Origin of the sequence: Amycolatopsis sp. NPDC088138, assembly GCF_044741685.1 — a bacterium.
In the GTDB taxonomy this organism is placed as follows: Bacteria; Actinomycetota; Actinomycetes; order Mycobacteriales; family Pseudonocardiaceae; genus Amycolatopsis.
In genome coordinates, this window is record NZ_JBIUTB010000010.1 from 64,866 (window position 1) to 86,617 (window position 21,752).

The 21,752-nt window shown below is 69.1% G+C and carries 13 protein-coding genes; 4 read left to right on the forward strand and 9 right to left on the reverse strand.

Annotated elements, in window-relative coordinates:
- Window positions 1-274: 274 nt before the first annotated feature.
- Complete coding sequence (locus ACIOD2_RS46730) at window positions 275-661, forward strand: hypothetical protein (protein WP_400552142.1); 387 nt, start codon at window positions 275-277, stop codon at window positions 659-661.
- Window positions 662-1,053: 392 nt separating this feature from the next.
- Here the strand turns inward: ACIOD2_RS46730 and ACIOD2_RS46735 are convergent, their stop codons facing one another.
- Genes ACIOD2_RS46735 through ACIOD2_RS46765 form a run of 7 tightly spaced genes read right to left on the reverse strand, consistent with a single transcriptional unit; the run spans window position 1,054 to window position 15,664 of the window.
- On the reverse strand, window positions 1,054-2,016 hold the full coding sequence (locus ACIOD2_RS46735; RefSeq protein ID WP_400552145.1) for a RimK family alpha-L-glutamate ligase: 963 nt from the start codon (window positions 2,014-2,016) through the stop codon (window positions 1,054-1,056).
- On the reverse strand, window positions 2,013-3,944 hold the full coding sequence (locus tag ACIOD2_RS46740; RefSeq protein WP_400552147.1) for a RimK family alpha-L-glutamate ligase: 1,932 nt from the start codon (window positions 3,942-3,944) through the stop codon (window positions 2,013-2,015). The genes ACIOD2_RS46735 and ACIOD2_RS46740 overlap by 4 nt, the downstream gene beginning before the upstream one ends.
- A gap of 21 nt (window positions 3,945-3,965) precedes the next feature.
- A complete protein-coding gene (locus tag ACIOD2_RS46745; protein ID WP_400552148.1) occupies window positions 3,966-4,940 on the reverse strand; it encodes a TauD/TfdA dioxygenase family protein in 975 nt (324 codons plus the stop codon).
- A gap of 36 nt (window positions 4,941-4,976) precedes the next feature.
- Window positions 4,977-6,203: an MFS transporter gene (locus tag ACIOD2_RS46750; RefSeq protein ID WP_400552150.1), complete on the reverse strand. Its 1,227-nt coding sequence runs from the start codon at window positions 6,201-6,203 to the stop codon at window positions 4,977-4,979.
- A complete protein-coding gene (gene asnB / locus ACIOD2_RS46755; RefSeq protein WP_400552152.1) occupies window positions 6,184-8,010 on the reverse strand; it encodes an asparagine synthase (glutamine-hydrolyzing) in 1,827 nt (608 codons plus the stop codon). Before asnB ends, ACIOD2_RS46750 begins: the two co-directional genes overlap by 20 nt.
- Window positions 8,007-14,936, reverse strand: a complete 6,930-nt coding sequence (locus tag ACIOD2_RS46760; RefSeq protein ID WP_400552154.1) for an amino acid adenylation domain-containing protein — start codon at window positions 14,934-14,936, stop codon at window positions 8,007-8,009. The genes asnB and ACIOD2_RS46760 overlap by 4 nt, the downstream gene beginning before the upstream one ends.
- Window positions 14,933-15,664, reverse strand: coding sequence for a DUF6875 domain-containing protein (locus tag ACIOD2_RS46765; protein ID WP_400552156.1), 732 nt, complete (start codon window positions 15,662-15,664; stop codon window positions 14,933-14,935). Before ACIOD2_RS46765 ends, ACIOD2_RS46760 begins: the two co-directional genes overlap by 4 nt.
- A gap of 374 nt (window positions 15,665-16,038) precedes the next feature.
- Between ACIOD2_RS46765 and guaB (ACIOD2_RS46770) the strand changes: the two genes are divergently transcribed.
- Together guaB (ACIOD2_RS46770) and ACIOD2_RS46775 are read left to right on the forward strand one after the other, a co-directional pair.
- Window positions 16,039-17,550, forward strand: coding sequence for an IMP dehydrogenase (gene guaB, locus ACIOD2_RS46770; RefSeq protein WP_400552158.1), 1,512 nt, complete (start codon window positions 16,039-16,041; stop codon window positions 17,548-17,550).
- A gap of 131 nt (window positions 17,551-17,681) precedes the next feature.
- The gene (locus ACIOD2_RS46775) at window positions 17,682-18,161 is read left to right on the forward strand and encodes a hypothetical protein (protein ID WP_400552160.1); all 480 of its coding nucleotides are present in this window, start codon (window positions 17,682-17,684) and stop codon (window positions 18,159-18,161) included.
- A 31-nt stretch (window positions 18,162-18,192) separates the two neighbouring features.
- On the opposite strand, the gene ACIOD2_RS46780 is transcribed toward ACIOD2_RS46775, so the two are convergent.
- The gene (locus ACIOD2_RS46780; RefSeq protein ID WP_400552162.1) at window positions 18,193-18,399 is read right to left on the reverse strand and encodes a hypothetical protein; all 207 of its coding nucleotides are present in this window, start codon (window positions 18,397-18,399) and stop codon (window positions 18,193-18,195) included.
- 187 nt (window positions 18,400-18,586) lie between these two features.
- Window positions 18,587-18,946: an MFS transporter gene (locus ACIOD2_RS46785; protein WP_400552164.1), complete on the reverse strand. Its 360-nt coding sequence runs from the start codon at window positions 18,944-18,946 to the stop codon at window positions 18,587-18,589.
- Window positions 18,947-19,356: 410 nt separating this feature from the next.
- On the opposite strand from ACIOD2_RS46785, the gene guaB (ACIOD2_RS46790) reads away from it, so the two are divergent.
- The gene (guaB, locus tag ACIOD2_RS46790; RefSeq protein WP_400552165.1) at window positions 19,357-20,868 is read left to right on the forward strand and encodes an IMP dehydrogenase; all 1,512 of its coding nucleotides are present in this window, start codon (window positions 19,357-19,359) and stop codon (window positions 20,866-20,868) included.
- Window positions 20,869-21,752 lie beyond the last annotated feature (884 nt).

A 21,752-nucleotide genomic window follows, 5' to 3' on the forward strand; every position in this document is an offset into this window, starting at 1 on the left:
GACCAGTGCTTAGTTACACACAATCACCTCTCCGACCGCTCGTCGTGCGATAAACACCGGTCGTCGACTCCAGTGCCGGAATGGTGTTGTTACCGCGCCGTAGGTACGTGGGTTTCCGCCAAGATGAGCTCAGCACCGCCTGGGGTGACCCAGACATGCAGACGCGGCCCCCAGCTGGAACTGGGAGCCGCGTCGGTGTTCGCACCGTCCGTCCAACACGCAAATATTGAGAGAGGCAACGAACATGTCGACGTTACCGCCGCTAGGTGGCGGCATGCCAGAGCGACGATCCCCCGATCGGATCACATTCAGCAGGGATCCGAACTACGTCGGCTTCGATGAGCTCTTCGAGGCGGCCGCAGAGCCGACTGTCGAGACGTCGCCCGGCATAGTGCTCGAGCCGGCCTGCCGGAAGATGCCGCGTCGTCAATCTCAGATGGACTCGCCCCATCCGGGCTGGGAACTGCTGCGGCAGATCATGGTGGGAAACCCGGCGCACGCCTGGCGCTCGGCGTTGCTGCTCGTCGTGGTGGGCACCGTGATCTGCGGCATCTTGCTGGCAGGATCGGTTGCCCTGAGCGCGGCCGGGACGGCGTTGATGGCGTTGGTTGGTCTGCTCCGCTTGAGCCGCTGGCAGGCTGACCGGGCTCGCCTCGGCTGATTCTGGCCGAGCACGAAGGTGGGGAGGACTCGGGGCTGAAAGAAGCAGCCCCGAGTCCTCCCCAGTTCATGTTCCCCGCTGACATCTATTCAATCGCCGATGTCCCCTTTCTGGGCACCTCCGACGGTGTCGTCCTGCGCCCCGGACGGGCCTACTGGTCGTTTCGCAGCGTGACGGCCAGATTTTGGCCGGCCTGCTCGCGGTCGACGTATTCCTCCTCGACGGTCTTGACCGCGCTGGTCGTTAACAGCTCTGCTGGTTTCTGTGTTGTCAGCTCGACTGACCGGGTGGACGGGATGCCCGGTCACGGCGGACCAGCCAGCAGGAGTCGTACTGACCTCCAGAACCAACTCGATATCTCCGGCACCGCACGGACCTGCTTGTTTAGCTGATCAGGCGTGCCGCGTTCGCTCATCCGCCGGTTGTTCGAGCAGCGAACGAGCCCACCTAAAGAACGCGTTGCCCAGCTCGTTCCGGTCAGGTTCAGGCAGGCCGGAGAAGCCGCCGAGCCCGGCGCACCACTCGGTCAGCGCCGGACCGGGCTCGGACAGCAGCCAATCGACTGCCAGGCACGATGCGTTCAGGTCGGCGGCGATCCGAAGACTCGCCTCCGCGAGGTCCTCCCGGACCGTTCCTCCCCGGCCCGAGCCGCCCTGGCTGATGTTGGAGATGTAGTTGCCCAGCTCGGGGGTCCGCCGCTGGCCGGCGACGACTACACCGTCGATGACGTAGACCCGGAGGTCACCGGTGTTCGGGACGAAGGACTGGGCAAGGTAGCCCATGCCGCTCTGGGCGACCATGTCGATCGCGGCGTTCAGCTGCTCGGTCGTGTCGACCTTGAGGATGCCGAACCCCATCCCCAGTTCGCGGGGCTTGACGATGTAGGGCCCCGGACCGAGTTCCTTCTCGATCAAGGGGACGACCGTCCGGGCGTAGCGCCCGAACGGTATCGCGACGGTCGCCGGGGTCCGGATGCCGAGGCGGGTCGCGCGCTGGATGATCGAGAGCTTGTCCGTGACGACGTGGGTGGGTCCGTCGAAGGTGCGTCCCAGCAGGACGGAATCGCTCTGTTCGATCGTCCGGTACACCGCATGGAGGTAGTGCGCGGTCTGCGGATCCCAGCTGAACTCGTCGACCTGGTAACACTGCCTGGTGTCGAGCAGGTCCTCGCCCCGCCACCACAGGTGCGGGCGATCGGTGCAGGCCGGGACCAGTTCGTCGATCGGGATGGCGCGGAACGTCAGCCCGGCCTTCTCGGCGAACGGCCGGTAGGCGTCGGATATCCGTTCCAGCGTGGTGGAGAGGTGTCCCGGCGAGAAGTCGTCGGGGCGGTAGATCAGGGTCACGAAGCTCACAGGGCACGCTCCGGTGCCGGGCCGCGCAAGCTCAGCCGGGCGTCGGTGCTCGTCCGGCCGAACAGCCAGCCGGACGGCGCTCCGGCGGCAAACCTGTCGAAGGCCAGCCGGTAGGAGCCGAAGCGCAGATCCGTCAGGTCGGCAGAGCTGGGCAGCGTGTCCCCGTCGGCTTCGATCTCGGAGAACCACCACCCGTCCGCGCCGTGGAGGAAATCGACACAGACATACGGCAGTCCCAGGGTCAGCGCCACTTCACGGGCCGGTCCGGCCAGCTCGGCGGGCACTTCGACGGCCTCGGCCCGGCCGCCCTGGCCGAAGTTGCTGGTCACGCTGTCGCCGCGAGGGCGGCGTAGGACCGCCCCACGCGGTTCGCCGTCCACGCAGTACACCCGGCAGTCGGCGACGCCGGTGCCGAGCCACGGCTGGATCACGACCGTGAGCCCGGCCGCGCCCGCGAGCCGGAGCACGGGGTTCAGGTCCGCCCGGTTCCGGAGGGCGAACACGCTGTTGCCGGCGCCCCAGCCGGCCGGCTTGACGATGACGGGGAACTCGATCGGAGCGTCGAACACCACGGCGGCACCCGGTCGCGTGTGGACACTCGTCGTCGCGATCGACGCGATGCCGCCGGGGCACAGAACGGCGCTCAGCAGCTTGTCGTTGTTGATCACGCTGTGCATCGCCGGCACGGTGGTGAAGAACCCCGCGGCCTCCAGCACGCAGTAGGTGGCCAGGTGCCGTGCCAGGTCCGGCTCGTTCTCCGGCCAGCTCATCAGCTTGGTGTGGAAGAACGCCTCAGCCGGGTCGACGCGCTGCCCGTGGACGAGCACCTGTGGCACGTCACCGGTGCGGCCCACGACGACGTCGTCGACCGCCACCGGGCGGATCCGTGTCCCGGCACGCTCGCCGGCGAGCTCGAAGCGCTGGTCGGCCACGTCGTGGGCGGGGTTGGGGGTCTTGCTCTCCCGGTCGGTCCTGATCCAGTACATAACCGCGTCGCCGCGCGTGCCGATGGGCACGCCGCCCGGCTGCGGCCGGTACGACCACGAACCGGTTCCGGCTCCCGTGACAAACTCGTCGAACAGGCGCCGGTAGGCACCGAACCGGGCCTGCGCGAGCGCGGGGATCCGGAGCTCGTCGTCCTGGTCCGCCTCGACCGCCGCCAGGAGGTGGCGGCCGTCCTTCTCGTGGTACTCGAGCGTGACGCAGGCCAGGCCGAGTTCACCGGCGACGCCGCGGGCGGACGCCAGAAGGGCGTCCGGCACCGGCCGGAGGGCGCCCTCCGCCGGCAGGCATCCGTACGGTTCCCCGCCGACGCAGAACACCCGGCGGACGTCGGCGCCGGTCGCGGCGGAGATCGAAAGCGTGAGCTCTGCGGCACCGGCCATCTGGAAGACGGCACGCAGCCCCTCCGCGTCGTCCACCGTGAACTCCGGCCCGTGCCAAGCCGCCGCTCGGACGGACAGCGGGAAGTCCAATCCCCAGGCGCCCGGCTCGAACCGCGCGGGGTGGTTCCCGATCTCGCGGGTGCACACGCGAACCGAAGGGACGCTCGGGATGCCGTGCCAGTCGGCTCGCAGGCCGGTGCCGGTCCGGTCGCCGTACACCATGGTGTGCAGCGCGGGCACCGTCACGAGGAAGCCGGCGGCCTCCAGCGCGGCCGTCGTCGTGAGGTGCCGCCATTCACCGGCCGGGTCCGACGGGGCGCCGGGCCACTTCGTGTGGAAGAAGGCGGTCGACGGCGAGACGACCTCGCCGTCGACACGCACCTCCGTCGTCTTCCCGTCGTGGGACAGCACGACGTCGCCGGTCCTGGCCACCCGCAGGTCGATTCCGCAGGCTGCGGCGGCTTCGCGGAAGAACCCGGCCTCTTCGTCGTTCGCGCCGCGGTCCGGCCGGAGCCAGTACAGAACGACATTCGTGCGCACCATCATCGATCTCCTTGCGTGCGATCAGGCGGGACGGTCGAAGCGCTGCCCGGCGATCGGCTGGGAGACGAACCCGTCGGGCCCGACGGGGGTGTCGCCGACGACGGTGACCCGGTGCAGCACCCGAGCGTGGCCGAGGTGCTGGTTGTCCATCGCCGCGAGGTGGATCGTGGCGCGGTTGTCCCAGAACGCGATCGTGCCCGGCGCCCACCGGAGCCGGACGGTGTACTCGGCGCGGGTGACCTGCTCGAAGAACAGGTCGAGCAGGCGACGGCTCTCGGTCGGGCTCAGTCCGACGATGCGGTCGGTCCGCGACGGGTTCACGAACAGCGCGCGCTCGCCGGTCTCGGGGTGGACCCGGACCACGGGGTGCACGGTGATCAGCTGCTTCGGGGCGATCATGTCGATCATCGACCGGTCCAACGGGTCGTGCTCGACCATCTTGTAGCCGGCGAAGAACGAGTGCTCGGCCCGCAGCCCGTCGGCCAGCTCGCGCAGTGGCTCCGACAGGCCTTCGTAGGCGGCGACAAGGTTGGCCCAGTGAGTGTCACCACCGGCCGGAGGAACCTGTTCGGCACGCAGGATCGACGCGGCCGGCGGGTTCACCGCGTGGCTCATGTCCGTGTGCCACCCGCTGATGGCCGTGGTCCACCGCGACCGGAACCGGGCCTCGTAGTCCTCGCCGTAGCGCTCGACGTCCAGGTGGGGAGATACGGTGAAGATCTCCGGGTGCTTGTCGAGCACGTCGCTGCTCTGCGGGTTCGGCCGCCGCGTCAGGTCACCGAACCGCCGTCCCAGCGCCACGTGCTGCTCGTGGTCGATCCACTGGTCGCGGAAGAAAACGACCTTGTAGCGCAGCAGCGCTTCGCGAACCGCGCCGATCGTGGTCTCGTCGAGCGGCCCGGCCAGGTCGACGCCCTCGATGTCGGCGCCGATGTGGCCCGCGACGGGCTTGACCACCAGGTCGGTGGTGACCGGGTCCAGCAGCTGTTCTGGCACGCGTTTCTCCTTGCGGGTAAGGGAAGTGGAACGGAATCAGGTGAGTTCGAAGCTGACCGATCGCGCCGCCGACGCGATCAGGATCGCCGCGGGGACGAACAGCAGCACGACGTGGATCGCCAGCACGGGCCACAGGCCGAACACCGTGGTGCCTGCACCTGCAACGGCAGCCGCGACCGGCCGCGCGCCCCAGGTGAGCCAGCGGTAGGAGGCGCTGGTCCGGCCGAGCAGCTCGGGTGGCGACAGAGCCTGCTGGAGACTGACCTGGGCCGTGTTCGAGACGACCAGGCCGCCCATCAGCACGAAGTAGCCGGCGCCGACGGCCAGCCGGCCGGCGGTGCCGGGCCCGACCAGGATGACCGGCAGTTCCCCGATCGCCGTGGCGAGCGTGGCCCAGAGCAGTACGCGGAACACCCCGTACTTCGCGAAGGCCCGCCGGGTGACGACGCTGCCGAGCAGGCCACCGGCACAGCTGACCGCGAGCATGACGCCGATGCCCGCGGGGCTCCAGTGCAGCTCACGAACCAGGTAGGTCGTCCAGATCGCCCCGACGCCCGTGAGCAGGTACGCGCTGATGGCCCCCGCGAAAGCGAGTGTCTTCAACGTGTCGTGGGCCAGGACGTAGCGCAGGCCCGCCGAGATCTCCGTACGCAGCCGCGGTCGTGTCGCCGGACGGGACGGGCGTGCTTCGCGGTGCTTGATGAACGTGAGGGTGAGCGCGCTGAACAGGAAACTCGTCGCGTCCGCCGCGATCGACGTCGCGGCGCCGATCAGGCCCACCAGCGCCCCGCCGAGCGCCGGGCCCGCCATCCGGGCGAGGGACGTCGCGCCGCCGATCTTGCTGTTCCCCTCGACCAGCCGGCCGCTGTCGAGGAAGTCGCGCAGGTAGCTCATCCGCGCCGACTCGGCTCCGATGTCGAGCGACGCGCAGAAGAACCCGACGAGCGCCAGCTGGACGACCGTGAGCACGCCGCTATGGGAAGCCAGCGGGATCGACAGCAGAGCGAGGCAGCTCAGGACGTCACTCACCACCATGAAGCGGCGCTTGCGCACCCGGTCCACCACCGCCCCGGCCGGCAACGCGACCAGCAGCGGAGCCGCGGTCGCGACCGTGATCACGAGGCTCACCTCGAACGGCGTGGCGTCGAGGTCGATGATCGCCGCCATCGGCAGGGCCAGCAGGGTGATCTGGCTGCCCACGAGGCTCACGGTCCGGCCGGACCAGAACAGGAGGAAGTTCCCGTCACGCCACAGCGAGCGCATCGGCCCTCCTCGTGTCCAGCGTCCGCAGGCGGTCGTGCCAGCGCCACAGCGAGAGCAGCACCCACAGCGAGTCCGGCGGCAGGGTGGCGAGCCGCCCGGGGCCCGGAAGGTCGAACACCTCGCTCACCAGGTCGTCACCGCGGATTTCCGGCTCGTGCTCGCCGGCCAGTACCTCGAGGCTGCGCTGCAGCGACGCCAGCCCGGGATACGGGAACTTCTGCTTCGGGCGGGCGGTGAGGGCGTCGGGCAGGAGCGGCGCCGTCGCCCGCCGGAGCAGCGTCTTGCCTTGGCGGCGCACCGTGTCGACGTGCCGGTCGAAAGGCTGCCGGAAGACGAATTCGACGAGACGGTGGTCGAGGAACGGGAATCGCCCCTCGACGCTGGCCCGCATGCTCAGGAAGTCCTCGAACTGGACGATCCGGCTCAGCTGGGTGTGCACGAGCAGCCGGTGTGCCTTCTCCAACGGTGACCCGGGAAGGCCGGCGTGGAAGTCCAGCACCTCGCGGTGGGCGTCCGCACGGCGGGCGAGGACGGCCCGGGACAGGCCCTGCACCTGCCGCGCGGCCGGCAGGCGGGCGAAGGTTGCGAGCGCCGGCTCCCGGATGTCGAGGATGTTCCGGACGAACGAGTCCATGCCGACGTACCCGCCCATGGTCTCGTCCGCGCCCTGTCCGTTGAGCACTCCGCGCAGCCCCAGGGAAGCGACACTGCGGTAGTTGCCCAGGATGCTGACGTGGCGGACGTCGTCGCAGAACGTGGCGAGATCGCAGACATCGTCGATGTCGGGCAGCGAGACGGCATGACCGCGGACCCGCACCCGGTGCTCGACGCGGCCGGCGAGCTGCCCGGCGAGTAGCCGGCTGTAGCGGAGGTCCTCGTTCCCGGCCTCACTCGGCACGTCCTCGGCTCGTTCCGCGTAGGCGACGGTGACGGCAGTGATCGGCCGGTCCGCGGCCGCGATGGTGGTGATCACCGACGAGTCGAGTCCCCCGCTGAGGAACGCGCCGATCGGCACGTCCGCGGTGGTCATCGACCGGACGCCGTGCTCGACGAGGCCACGCAGCTCCGCCACGGCGTCGCCGTCGGCGTCCCCGGCCGGCTCGACGCCGGGCAGAGCCCAGTACCGCTCGGTGCGCTCGCGTCCCTCGACGTCGATCGACATCCACGTCGCGGGCGCCACCGCTCGCACGCCGCGGACAAGGGTGCGGGTGCGATCGACTTCGAGGGTCGACGACCGGAGGAGCTGGTCGTGGACGGCGTCCACGTCCGGCCGCCGTGGGATCCGCCGGCACCGGAGCAGTGCCTCCACCTCGGAGGCGAACGCCACGAAACCGTCGCCGCGGTGGAAGTAGAGGGGCTTGATGCCGATCCGGTCCCGCGCGAGGACGAGGCGGTGCTGCCGGGCGTCCCAGAGGGCGAAGGCGTACATGCCGTGGAACCGGTCGAGGGCGCGCGCCCCCCACTGCGTCCACGCGCGGAGCACGACTTCGGTGTCGGAGCCCGATGCGAACCGGTGCCCCAGCCCGGACAGCTCGGTGCGCAGCTCGGCGAAGTTGTACAGCTCGCCGTTGTAGACGAGCGTCGAGTCCCCGCGCGTCATCGGCTGGGCCCCACCCGATCCGAGATCGAGGAAGCTGAGCCGGCGGTGCCCGAGCACCACCTCACCACCGTCCCAGATGCCCTCGCCGTTGGGCCCGCGATGCCGCAGGGCATCGGTCATCCGTCGGACGTCAGGCAACCCGGGGGTGTCCCGGGGATGTCCGGCGAACCGCAGCACCCCGGCGACACCGCACCCGGAGAACGTCATCGGAAACTCCGTCCGAGCAGCTCGACAACCGTGTCGTCGCCGAGCATCGAGACGTGGCTCCCGGCGACCACCGTGGTCACCGCTCCGGCCGTGGTGCACCGGCTCCACGCGGCGGCCTCGTCGCTCCGGTGGCCGGCCTCGGAGTACACGAGGTCGATCTCCGCTTCGACCGTGGCGCCGGGCCGCCAGGCCGCAAGCGCATCGGTGTTTCGCACCAGCGTTTCGAGTCGACGCGACTGGAAGGCCGCTGCGTCGTCGTCTTCGCGCACCAGCCGGCGGACGAGCTCCTCGACCCGCTCTTCGAGTCCGAAGTGGACGGTCTCGGTGATCGCGGCGCGCAGCTCGCCTTCGGCCTGGTCCGGCAGCAGCATCCGGAGGTGTCCGGTCAGCGCGCCGACGGCGTCGTCCCGTTCGGCGATCGGCGGCGGGTCGAGCAGGCTGAGCCGGCTCACGACCTCACCTTGTCCCTCAAGCACCACGGCCATCCGGTAGGCGACCGCCGCGCCGAAGGACCACCCGGTCAGCCGGTACGGTCCCTTCGCCTGCAGCGCACGCAAACCCGCTACGTACTGCTCGGCGAGCTCCTCGACACTGCCGGTCGTGTCGCGCTGCGCGATGCCCACGCACGACCAGCTCGAGGCGAGCCGCCGGGCGAGCGGCGCGTACCACTCGACCGAGCCGCCGATCGGGTGGACCAGGAACTGTTTGCGCACCGCGGCGTCCGTCAGCTCGACCAACCGCGCCGCGTTCTCGAGCATCCCGTCGAACCGGTCCAGCACCGCCCGTGCGAAACCGGGTTCGACGACGGCGGGGTCGTAGGTGAGGCGGGTTTCCAGCCGATCGTCGCGGACCGCCACCGTCAGGTCGAACGGTGTCGGCAGCACGTTCGCCGCGCCGAGGGGGCTCCCCGTGCCGGCCGCCGACGGCCGCAAGACGTCGTTCGTACCCGGGCTCGCCGCCTGCCCCAGGTAGTTGAACGTCACGGCGGGCAGTTCGAGGGTTCCGGTCACCCGGCCGAGTTCGGTGTCGCGACGGAGGTACCGGGCCACGCCGAAGTCGCGGGCGTCGCCGGGGATGGCGTCGAGCTGCCGGTCGACGGCGCGCGCGGCCGCCGTCAGGCCGGTCGCTCCGCCGGTGTGGAGCAACGCCGGGTGCATCGCGGTCAGCCAGCCAACGGTCTCTTCGGCGCCTTCGAGCCCGTTCCGGCCGTGCCCTTCGAGCTGGACGTAGAGCTCGTCCGAGCCGAGAGCCAGGCACAACGCCGCAAGGAGCGCGGCCCTCGGAGACACTGACGACAGGCGCGGGAGGTCGTACACCAGGTTTTCGGTGGCGGCGGCGGAATGCGTCCGGCGGAGGTGGCAGAGCTCGCCGTACGGACTGCGGCCGCCGGGCCGCTTCCAGGGCAGGACCGGCTTGGGCGCCTCGGCCAGCGCCGTCCAGAACTCGACGGCGGCCGGTGTCGGGACCGGGACCGCTTCGGTGGCCGGTCCTGGCGCGGGGCGCATCGGCGTCCCCCGGAGGGCGGCGGCGATGTCATCGCCGAGGATGTCCCAGGACACCGCGTCGACGACCAGGTGGTGCAAGACCACGCCCAGCAGGCGCTTGCCGTCACCAGAGCTTTCGAAGACCGTGAACCGCCCCATCCGGCCCGCGCCGATGTCGAGGCCGTGCTGGTGGGCCGCCATCGCTTCTTCGATCTGCGCGACACCGGCGATCTCCTGCCGATCCACCAGGACCGTCGGCTCGTGTCCGAGCACCGCGTCACGGCCGGTGAACAGGGTGCGGAACGCCTCGTGCCGGTCCACGACGTGGGTGATCGCCGCCAGCAGCACCGCGGTCTCGGCGTCCGTCGTCAGCTCGTGGACCCGGGCCTGGTTGAAGTGGTCCGGATCGGCGAACCCCTGGTCGAAGAACCAGCTCTGGATGGCGGTCAACGGGACGGGTGTGCCCGCCGGACGGCGCACGCGATCGGCGACGAATCGCGTGCCCGGAGACTCCGCCGTCAGAGCCCGGATGGTCCGCGCCTGAAGGATCCGGGACACCGTCAGCGGAATGCCCTCCGCCCGTGCGCGGGTGGCCAGCCTGATGGACTGCAGTGAGTCGCCGCCCAGCTGGAAGAAGTCGTCGTCGACACCGACGTCGGCTCGGCCGAGCACCGTCCGCCAGAGATCCAGCAGCTTCTCCTGGGCCGGGGTCTCCGCCGCCGCGACGGTCCGCGCGACGCCTTCCGCGGCGTCCGGCGTGGGCAGCCGGGCCCGATCGACCTTGCCGGTCGTGGTCAGCGGCAGCGACGGCAGCACGACCAGCGCCGCGGGCACCATGTACGACGGCAGCCGAGCGCCCAGCCACTCGGTCAGCGCGGGGGTGATCTCGGGCCCCGAGGCCGTCGCGACGTAGGCGACGAGCCGGACGTGGCCGAGATGGGGCTCGGCGACGACATGGGCGTCGGCGACGCCGTGGTGCTCGGTCAGGCAGCGCCGCACCTCCCCGGTTTCGATCCGGAACCCGCGGATCTTCACCTGGTCGTCGAGCCGGCCGACGATCTCGAATTCGCCGTCGTGACGCAGCCGGGCCTCGTCGCCCGTGCGGTAGAGGCGGCGCCCGGCGAGCGGTCCCGAGCCGATCGTCACGAACCGGTCCGCCGTAAGCTCCGGCCGGCCGAGGTACCCCGGTGCGACGCCGTCGCCGCCAACGTACAGCTCGCCGCGTGCCCCCAGCGGCATGGGCTGTCCGCGTTCGTCGAGTACGTACATCGCGTAGTTCGCGAGGGGCCTGCCGACGGTGACCCGGCCGCCCGGAACCGGCTCGCCAGGGGTGTACACGGTGGCGGCCGAACACCAGACAGTGGCCTCGGTCGGGCCGTACTCGTTGTGCAGCCCGGCCTCCGGCACGCGGTCGGCGTGCAACGCGACGACGTCCGCGGTGCACGCCTCGCCGCCGATGGCCACGACCTTCAGCGGACTGGCCCACCGGGAGGGAACCGTCTCCAGGAACTGCCGGTAGAACGACGCCACGAAGTTGACGTGGCTGACGGCGTTCCGCTCAACCAGCGACCGGATTACTTCGGGATCCCGGTGGGTGCCAGCTGCGGGCAGCACGAGGGTGCCCCCGAGTGACAGCGTCCAGAACACCATCGACCCGGCGACGTCGAAGTTCGCCGGCAGCGTCACCAAGGTGCACGGGGCTTCTGGTCCGAAGTGGACAGTCCGCGCGTGCAGTGCCGTCACCGCGTTGCGGTGCGACGTGACCACCGCCTTCGGCGTTCCGGTGGAGCCGGAGGTATACACGAGGTAGGCCGGGCGATCCTCTGCGGGCGTGGGCGACTCCGGCCTGACGGCCGTCTTGCCGTTGTGCACCAACACCTTCACGCCGGTTCCCGCGAAACGGGGGGCAACATCTTCGGGGCAGACGAGCACTGCGGGAGCGGCGTCCGCGAGGAGCAGGTCGATCCTCGCCCGCGGCAGCTCCTGGTCCACGCAGAGGTACGCCGCGCCGCGACGCAGCACCGCCAGCCACGCCGCGATGAGATCCGCGGACATCGGCCCCGCGACGGCCACGAAGTCCCCTGGGCCGACACCTACGGCGATCAGGTCGGTTTCGAGCCCTGCGGCCAGCGCGTCCAGGTCGGCGTAGGTGACGGTGACATCGCCCTGCCGGACGGCGACCTCGTGCGCCACCGCTTCGATCGCGGCGTTCACTCCGCCATGCAAGGTCGGGTGTGCCGCCGGCGACTCGACCCCGTTGGCGTAGCCGAGAATCCGGTCCAAGGACTCCGGGCCGAGCAGCGCGACGTCCACCAGCGGAGTCGTCCAGTGGTCGGCGATCGCGCCGACGATGTGTTCGAAGTCCCTCAGGAGGGCCGCGGCGGTCGCTTCGGTGAAGACCTCCCGGTTGTACTCCCAGAGGATGTTGAGGCCGTCGTGTGCTGTACCGGCGCCGGGCCGGGCGGGGTTGGGGACGCAAACGACGTTGAGATCGTTCTTCGCCGATCCGTTGTGGTCGATCCACAGTTCGCCGGCGAGGCCGTCGAGCGCGAACGACGGCCGCGGGCTGTCGTGGAAGGCGAACATCAGCTGGAAGAGCGGGTTGCGCGCCGGATCGCGCGGCAGGTCGAGGCGCTTGATGATCTCGATGAGCGGGAACTCCTGGTTGTCCTGCGCCTCCAGGATCGTCCGCATCGCCGCGTGCACGTGCGAGGCCACGGTGTCGCCCGGGCGGGCGGTCAACCGCAGGGGCAGCGCGTTGACGAACATGCCGAGCATCGCGGCCGTCTCGCTCTGCCTGCGGTTCGACAACGCCGACCCGATGACGAAGTCCTCTTCGGCGGTGTGGCGCCACACCAGGATGCCAAAGGCGGCCAGGAAGACGGCGAACCGCGTGACGTGGTACCGACCGCACAGGGCGTCAATGCGGTCGATCGTCCCCGCCGGGATGTCGGTGCGCAGGCAGGCACCGTTGAACCCCTGCTTCGCCGGACGGTTGAGCTCGGAATCGAAGGTCACCCCCTGGGCGGGACAGCCGTCAAGCTTGCTCCTCCAGTACTCCGCCTGGCCGGCGAAGTCCTTGCTCTGCTTCCATTCCTGGTACCAGCGCGCGTAGTCGCGGTACTGCACGGCGAGCGGCTCGGCCGCGGTCCGGCACTCTTCGGCTTCGGCCTGATAGGCGTCGCGGATCTCCTTGAGGAACAGGGACGCCGACCAGCCGTCGTGCACGAAGTGGTGCTCGCTCTGGAAGAGCTCCCAGCGGTCGTCGCCGAGCCGGTAGAGCTGCCACCTGACCAGGGGCAGCTCCGCGATGTCGAACACCCTGTCCATGCGGGTCCGCTTGTCGGCCTCCATCGCCTCGCGGCGGTGCGCGGGATCGACTCCGCGCAGGTCAGTGCGCCCCACGGACACCTCCCACGGTGCGTGCACCACCTGCACCGGCCCGTCCGGGCCGTCGTGGAACGTGGTCCGGAGGATTTCGTGGCGCTCCACGATCGCCGAAAGGGCCCGCTCGAGGACCGGCGGTTCGAGCTCGCCGGTCAGCCGGAGCGTGAACTGGGTGTTGTAGGCCAGCGCGTCCGGCGAGAGGTGGTGCAGGAACCAGATCTGGTGCTGCTGGGCGCTCAACGGGGACGCGGCTTCGTGCCTGTCCCGGGGGACCAGCGCCGGGCGATCGGTGCGCCGGGCGGACCTGACTTCCTCCGCGAAGGCCCGGATCGTCGGGCGGTCGAACAGCGAGCTCATCGGGATGTCGACACCATGGGCGCGCGTGATGGCGGCGGACATCCGGACGAAGGCGAGCGAGTTGGCCCCCACACTGCCGAGCGCGGTTTCGACGCCGACCTCGACCCCGAGGATCTCGCTCACCTGGGCAGCGAGGGCGGTCTCGAGGGCATCGGCCGGTTCCACTCCCCCGGCCACCACCGCCGGGCCCGGAACCGGCAGGCGCCCCTCGTCGATCTTGCCGTTCAGGGTCCGCGGGAGCCGCGGCAGGACGACGTGCGTGGCGGGCACCAGGTAGGCGGGAGCCCGTGAGCGCAAGTGGGAGTCGAGATCGGCCGGTGCCTCGCCGCCGGCCGACCCGTCACGCAGGACGAGATACGACACCAGGGTGCTGCCCAGGCCGGTGTCGTTGCGCGACACCACGTGCGCCTGCTGGACGTCCGGGTGTGACATCAACAGCGTCTCGACGTGACCCGCCTCGATCCGGTTGCCCTGGACCTTGAGCTGGCGGTCGATCCGCCCGGCGAAGACGTGCTCGCCGTCCCGGGTGACCTCCACGACGTCGCCCGTGCGATAGGCGCGCTCGCCGCCGGCCTGCCGGACGAAGCGCTCGGCGGTCAGCTCGGGCCGGTGCAGGTAGCCGAGGGCCAGGTTCCGGCCCGAGATGAGCAGTTCCCCCCGCCCGCCGGCCACGACCGGCTCGCCCGACTCGGTGAGCACCCGGTAGCCGGTGTTCAGGATGGGCTTGCCGAGGGTGAGCGGGGCCGGCTCACCGGTCGCGCTGTCGTACACGCGGGCGTAGCTCGACCAGACGCAGGCCTCGCTCGGGCCGTATTCGTTATACAGGGACGCGCCAGGCAGTAGTTCGGCGTGCCGGCCGATCAGCACGCTGCTCCAGCGTTCACTGCCGATCATGATGTGCTCGAGGCTCGCGGGTGGGTCGAGCGCGGCCCGGTCCAGGAAGGGTGCGTACAGCGACGCCGCGTAGACCAGGTGCGTGACGGCGTGTCGGCGAATGAGGTCGAGGGTGTTCGCGACATCGCTGAGCGGCGAGCGGCTGATGATCAGCGTCCCGCCGGCGAGGAGTGCCCAGAAGACGACGCCCGACGCCAGGTCGAAGGCGATCGAATGAACGAGCGGCATCCGCGTGGGCACGCCGTAGGCCGCGCAGCGCGCCGCCGTGGAGTTGAGCATGGCGCCGTGCCCGACGACGACGCCCTTGGGCCTGCCGGTGGAACCGGACGTGTAAATCACGTAGGCGGGGTCGTCGGGGCCGAGGCGCCTCGGCTGCGCGAAATCACCGGTGACGCTCTTCGCCAAGCTGTCGACCGTGAGAACCGGGACGCCGAGTCCGCCCAGCTCCGCGGCCCGCTCCGCGCTGGTCACGACGAGGTCCGGGCGGGCGTCTTCGACGATCGTGCGGAGGTAGCCGTCCGGGGTCGCCACGTCCACCGGGAGGTAGGCGGCGCCCGCGGCGACGGTGGCAAGCAAGGCGCAGGTCAGCTCAGCCGACGGTTCGACCACGATCATGACCAGCGGCGCGCCGCCGACGTGGCCGAGCTCGGTGCTGATCACTCGCGACGCCCGCTCGACCCGGTCCTGCAGCTGCTGGTAGGTCAGCCGCGTGTCCCGGTCGACGACCGCCGTCCGGTCGGCGAACCGTTCGCAGGCTCCGGAAAACGCCGTGACGAGGTCGCCGGCATCCTGAATTCCCGTCACAGTTCGCCTTCCGCTTTCTGTATCCGCAGGTGGACTCGGTCGCGGGCGCTCGGACTGAGCTGCCCGCCCAAGTGGTCCAGGTAGTGCTTGAAGTACTGCAGCCGATCGATCGGGTCGGTCTGCGGCGTGTCCAGGAACATCAGGTCGTGCACGGTGAGCGCGCGCACGGCGAACATCGGCACCGGCGACCGCATCACCAGGAACTCGGGGTTGCGGACGCTGACCACCTGGCTCCGCGGGTGGAACTCGCCGAGCATGAGACCGCGGCTCACGAAATCCATGCGGAGCCGACGGTGCCCCTCGTCGACGATCTCGGCGGCACGTCCGGGCGGCAGGCCGGGGAGGAGCCCGAGCAACGATCCGGTCTTGAACTGCTGCGGGTCGGGGAACAGCCGGAAGTAGAGGTCGGCCAGGTGAATGCCCTTGGCGACGGTTTCGTCGACGGTCCAGCGCTGGAGCTCGATGGACACACACCAGATCAGGTCCTGCCGGAACGCCGGCGCCAGGCGCGGGCACACGGCGCCGGGGCGGTTGATGCGCGAGTCCGGCCGGGCGACGAAGTCCCTCATCCACGACAGTGCGGATTCGTAAGCCGGAAAACGATCGGAAATCATGTCAGCCTGACCACTGTTCACCAGCGAGCCGGACACGAAAGGATACTCAGCAAGTTCTATTTTCATTTCCCCCTGCTTCAGCCGCCCGCTCGACCCCAATCGAGCGGAAAACAATTAGCGCACACTGAAGAACCCCCATGCGATGAACCGCGCACGAGAGCAAAATAAAATGAATGATCCCCCTGGGTCAGCGCTTGACGCGCACCACAATCTTCCCCCCTTTGAAACCCTCCGACCGGACCCTAACGATCATGAGTCGCCCTGGTCAAGCACTGTGATCCATGCCTCACGAGCACAACTAAAGTCGGATATCCGGCCCGTCAAGCCGCTTTGTGGCACTACCCAAATCCGGACTACTCCCCTTGGGTGAACGACAAATACGGGACCAGGACCTGATCGCACGCAGGACCGCACACCCGACACCAAGTGATCAAACCCCTGCTACCATGCGTCAAAGCAGCTTGTCAATGGAAAGGTTCGCCTGAACAATGGCCATCGAGTCGCACGAGAGCTTCCCATCAAAGTTTCGCCCGCTCGGACTCACGTTTGACGACGTGCTTCTCGTACCCGCGGAATCCTCCGTGATCCCCAGTGGCGTCAACACGACGAGCCGGCTGACTCGGAACATCTCGCTCGCCGTTCCGCTGGCTTCGGCCGCGATGGACACCGTGACCGAGGCTCGCATGGCCATCGCGATGGCACGCAATGGCGGTATCGGCGTCCTGCACCGGAATCTCTCCATGGAGGACCAGGCACGCCAGGTCGAGACCGTCAAAAGGTCCGAAGCCGGGATGGTGACCGACCCGGTCACGTGCTCCGTGAAGAACACCATCGCCGAGGTCGACGCGCTCTGCGCGCGGTTCCGCATCTCGGGCGTGCCCGTCGTGGACGACGAAGGCACCCTCGTCGGCATCATCACCAACCGGGACATGCGGTTCGAAATGGACCATTCCCGAATGGTCGGCGACGTCATGACCAAGGACTCGCTCGTCACAGCTCAGGTCGGGGTTTCCGCCACCGACGCACTCGCGCTGCTCCACGAACACCGGATCGAGAAGCTGCCGATCGTGGACGCCCACAACAAGCTGCGCGGCCTCATCACGGTCAAGGACTTCGCGAAAAACGAGCAGTTTCCGCACGCGGCCCGCGACGCCGACCGCCGGCTGCTCGTCGCGGCGGCCGTCGGCGTCGGGGACGACGCGATCGAGCGCGCCAAGCTGCTCGCCGACGCCGGCGTCGATGCTCTGATGGTCGATACCGCTCATGGCCACCACCAGGACGTCATCGAGACTGTCGCGAAGCTCAAGAAAGAGCTCGGGCAGACCGTCGACATCGTCGGGGGCAATGTCGCCACCCGCGCCGGCGCCCAGGCGCTCGTCGACGCGGGCGCCGACGGTGTCAAGGTCGGCGTGGGCCCCGGGTCCATCTGCACCACGCGCGTGGTCGCCGGCGTCGGTGTACCGCAGATCACCGCGATCTACGAAGCTGCTCGCGCCTGCGGGCCCGCAGGCGTCCCGGTCATCGGGGACGGTGGCATCCAGTACTCCGGCGACATCCCGAAAGCCATCGCCGCGGGAGCCAGCACCGTGATGGTCGGCAGCCTCCTCGCCGGCACCTCCGAGGCACCCGGAGAACAGATCTTCGTCAACGGGGAACAGTTCAAGGTCTACCGGGGCATGGGGTCCCTGGGAGCGATGCAGTCGCGCAACGGAACCAAGTCGTACTCGAAGGACCGCTACTTCCAGGACGACGTGCTCGCCGAGGACCGGCTCGTCCCGCAGGGCATCGAGGGGCGCACGCCGTTCCGTGGCCCGCTGGCCCAGGTGATCCACCAGCTGAACGGCGGCCTCCGCGCCGGCATGGGCTTCGCCGGGGCGGCCACCATTCCGGCTCTGCAGAACGCGCAGCTGATGCGCATCACCGCTGCCGGCCTCAAGGAAAGCCACCCGCACGACATCACCATGACCGTCGAAGCACCGAACTACAGCGGCAAAAGCTGACGAAGCTCGATCCAGCTCGTCGATGTCGCCGCACGTCGAGCCGAACCAGGCCGCCGACGCCACCCTGGTTCGGCTCGTCGAGCCTCGGCCTGCCGTACAGCGGGAACCGAGGTTCATCCCGGTCTGTTCGCTTGGAACACCTCGCCATCCACGCCTGCGAAACCATCGCCGACCTGCCGGACATCGTGCTCGACACCGTCATCCCGACCTCACCCGAGCCAAGCTGGGACATCAGCCTCGCCGGAACCGTCGCAACCCACCGGCCCAAGGTCCGGATCGTCGACTCCGGGGACTGGCGCGAGCTCGAGCCCGGCCGGTACGACCTCGTCCCAGCGTCCTCTACGACAAGATCATCATTCCCGGGCTGGTCGGCGTCACCCGGCAGATCATCAACTGCCACCCGGGCTACCGGGACCATCTGGCCTGCCAACTTGCCGCTGCGCAACGGCGAGGACCTGGCGGAGATCACCCTGCACGTCATCGACCAGGCTCGACACGATCAAACCTCGGCCACAGAACTCGGTGATGGCCATAACGCACTACAGCCGCGACGACCAGCAGCTCGGCGACCGAACGACTGGGCGCGCACCGAATCCAGCTTCCTCGCCTGACCGTTCGGTCGCCCTTGATCTCAGCGTGGAATCAACGGCGACCGGTCGTGGCGAGGTCCAAAACGGCGTCGACGAGCCGCTTCCCCGGCATCTGGGCAGCCCTGTTCGCGTGCCTTGTCAGCGCCATCCCGCGCCGCAGTGTGCCGTCGGCCAGCAGCGGTCCGAGGGCGTCCCGCAGCGCCACCGGCGTGACCTCGTCCGACAGCGCGCCGACCGCCGGCTCGGGCTGTTTACGCAACTGATCGAACGCTCAGGCTTGAACGAGCAGCGGCGCGACGAGTCCACGACGTCGCCAACTGGAGCCCGAAACCGACACCTAGATACCCTCGCGCCATTTGGCGTGAAGTTTCGAGCCACGCCGAGTGCGACAGCGGGATGGGCGCAGCCAGGTCGAGCATGCGGCAGCTTCATCGACCCGGGCCCAGCTAAACGGCGGCTTCCAGGAATGAAGTCAGGGACCCTGACTCGGGCTCTATCCAGGGCCACGGGGAGGCCGCCCGCACGGCCACCAGCCAGCCGAAGTCCTGCGTGCCTGCGGCACTCGCCGACGCCGCGGTGAACAGGACCATCCCGGCCAGCAGGGTGTGCCTGGCCCTCAGCACGTCGGCGAGCCGCCCGGCGAACAGCAACGAGAACCCCAGCGCGATCGCGTAGGCGGACAACAGCCACTGCACCTGGTCCGGCGCGAGCCCCATGCCCGACCGCAGGGCCGGGACGGCAATGGTGACGATGGAGAACTCGAGCGCGACCAGCACCTGAACCAGGCACAGCAGGCCGGTGGCCACACGCGTCACCCCGGCTGGCGCCGTCATCGGACGGCGAAACGGGACAGCCCCGTGATTACGGCGACGTGTTCCCGGGTCATGACCGCAAATCCGGCACCAAAGAATATCCGGCGAGTTCCTGCTTCATTTCCCCCACCTCGGCCGCCCGCTCGACCCCCATCGAGCGGGTGACAACTTCCCCTGTCACCGTCCGGCGGAGACTAACGATCATGAGATGCCCGGGGCAAGCACTGTGACCCATGACTCGCGAACACCACTGACAGCCGGGTTTCCAACACTCCGAACCCCTTTGTGATGTCAGACAAGAAGTGCCCACCTCTTTTGGAAAACGGCAACAACCGTGCCACGAAATCGACCCCCTGTTACTCTTCGCAAAATAATCTTGCCAATGGAAAGGGTTCGCCTCGACAATGACCATCGAGTCGCACGAGAGCCTCCCGGTGAAATTCCGCCCGCTCGGACTCACCTTCGACGACGTTCTCCTGGTACCCGCCGAATCGTCGGTGATCCCCGGTGGCGTCAACACGACCAGCCGGCTGACCCGGAACATCTCGCTCGCCGTTCCGCTGGCTTCGGCCGCGATGGACACCGTGACCGAGGCTCGCATGGCCATCGCCATGGCCCGCAGCGGCGGTATCGGCGTCCTGCACCGCAACCTGTCCTCGGTGGCCCAGGCACGCCAGGTCGACACCGTCAAAAGGTCCGAAGCCGGCATGGTGACCGACCCGGTCACGTGCTCCGTGAAGAACACCATCGCCGAGGTCGACGCGCTCTGCGCGCGGTTCCACATCTCGGGCGTACCCGTCGTGGACGACGAAGGCACCCTCGTCGGCATCATCACCAACCGGGACACGCGGTTCGAAATGGACTCCTCCCGCCTGGTCGGCGAGGTCATGACCAAGGACTCGCTCGTGACCGCCAGGGCCGATGTCTCCCCTGCAGGCGCTCTCGCGCTGCTTCACGAACACCGGATCGAGAAGCTGCCGATCGTCGACGCCCACGGCAAGTTGCGCGGGCTGATCACGGTCAAGGACTTCGCCAAGCACGAGCGGTTTCCGCACGCGGCCCGCGACGCCGACGGCCGGCTGCTCGTCGCGGCGGCCGTCGGCGTCGGGGACGACGCGATCGAGCGCGCCAAGCTGCTCGCCGACGCCGGCGTCGATGCTCTGATGGTCGATACCGCTCATGGCCACCACCAGGACGTCATCGAGACCGTCGCGAAGCTCAAGAAAGAGCTCGGGCAGACCGTCGACATCGTCGGCGGCAACGTCGCGACCCGTGCAGGCGCCCAGGCGCTCGTCGACGCGGGCGCCGACGGCGTGAAGGTCGGCGTAGGCCCCGGGTCCATCTGCGCCACCCGCGTGGTCGCCGGCGTCGGCGTCCCGCAGATCACCGCGATCCACGAAGCCGGCCTCGCCTGCGGGCCCGCGGACGTCCCGATCATCGCCGACGGCGGCATCCAGTACTCCGGCGACATCCCGAAGGCCATCGCGGCGGGCGCGAGCACCGTGATGGTCGGCGGCCTTCTCGCCGGCACGTCCGAGGCGCCCGGGGAGCAGGTCTTTGTCAACGGGCAGCAGGTCAAGGCCTATCGGGGTATGGGGTCGCTGGGAGCGATGCGGTCACGCGACGGCGTCAAGTCGTACTCGAAGGACCGCTACTTCCAGGACGACGTGCTCGCCGAGGACCGGCTCGTCCCGCAGGGCATCGAGGGGCGCACGCCGTTCCGTGGCCCGCTGGCCCAGGTGATCCACCAGCTGAACGGCGGCCTCCGCGCCGGCATGGGCTTCGCCGGGGCGGCCACCATTCCGGCCCTGCAGAACGCGCAGCTGATGCGCATCACCGCTGCCGGCCTCAAGGAAAGCCACCCGCACGACATCACCATGACCGTCGAAGCACCGAACTACAGCGGCAAAAGCTGACGTCACCGGTGGCCGCTCGAACAATCGCCTTCGAGCGGCCGAGAACCATGAAACCCACCTGGCCGGTTCAGCCGACGGGCTGAAGAGGTGCCTACCGCTACGTCGCCGTGACCCACACCCGGCCGGCAGGACCACGGCCACTCGAGGCGAAATTCGGACACGGTCACAAATCCTGCGCTCGTATTCTGGAAAGAACATCACAGCCACGACTTTGCCCCGCTTTCCGGCCACCTATAATCGTGGTTGGGTAGTCTGATTCCGGATTTCCGTCTCCCTGGATCGTTCCCCAGTCGAGACCAGGTAGATCTCCGGGAAACGACCCGACGCCGGTGGGCGCGGCGCAACCCCCACCGGCGTCGACCCGAACGGTCGCCCGCCCCTTTGCGAGCTACTCCTCGCCGGGGCGGGCGACCCCGGCTTCGCGACGGTCGGCGAAAGACGCGACTTCGCCCGGGCACGCGCGACCAATTGACTCTTCTCTTGCCGGTACTCACTATCCGTGCAATGCTTCGTGCTTATCAATGTTCGGCCGCTGCACAAAGCAGACTCTCCACCACCGCCGGTTTCCGCGAAGGCGATCGCCTCCGTGAAAGGCGGCGAGGTCGTAGCGGCGCACCTTTGACCGGACGAACCCTCGTGGTGCGCTCGTCGGTTTCACCAGCGCAGGTGGCCGCTTCACCAAGCAGGTCGCGTATAGATCGCCGCCCTCACCCATGGCTGAGCAAGCCGGAGGGCGGCATCCGGGGATGAGGTGCCGGGCCCGCGAGGGGGCGGGCCCGGCACCGCCTCGACTTCACTGTACTTCCACGCCCGCACCAACTTCAGAGCATTGATCCTAAGCAGGTCACACGCTCACAATCTCTGGTGGACCCGCAGATCATGAC

Bases quoted from the DNA above. Each gene is read 5' to 3' on its own strand.
- ACIOD2_RS46730 (WP_400552142.1), top strand. From the start codon at position 275: ATGCCAGAGCGACGATCCCCCGATCGGATCACATTCAGCAGGGATCCG.
- ACIOD2_RS46740 (WP_400552147.1), bottom strand. From the start codon at position 3,944: ATGGTGCGCACGAATGTCGTTCTGTACTGGCTCCGGCCGGACCGCGGC.
- ACIOD2_RS46750 (WP_400552150.1), bottom strand. From the start codon at position 6,203: ATGCGCTCGCTGTGGCGTGACGGGAACTTCCTCCTGTTCTGGTCCGGC.
- asnB (WP_400552152.1), bottom strand. From the start codon at position 8,010: ATGACGTTCTCCGGGTGCGGTGTCGCCGGGGTGCTGCGGTTCGCCGGA.
- guaB (WP_400552158.1), top strand. From the start codon at position 16,039: ATGGCCATCGAGTCGCACGAGAGCTTCCCATCAAAGTTTCGCCCGCTC.
- guaB (WP_400552165.1), top strand. From the start codon at position 19,357: ATGACCATCGAGTCGCACGAGAGCCTCCCGGTGAAATTCCGCCCGCTC.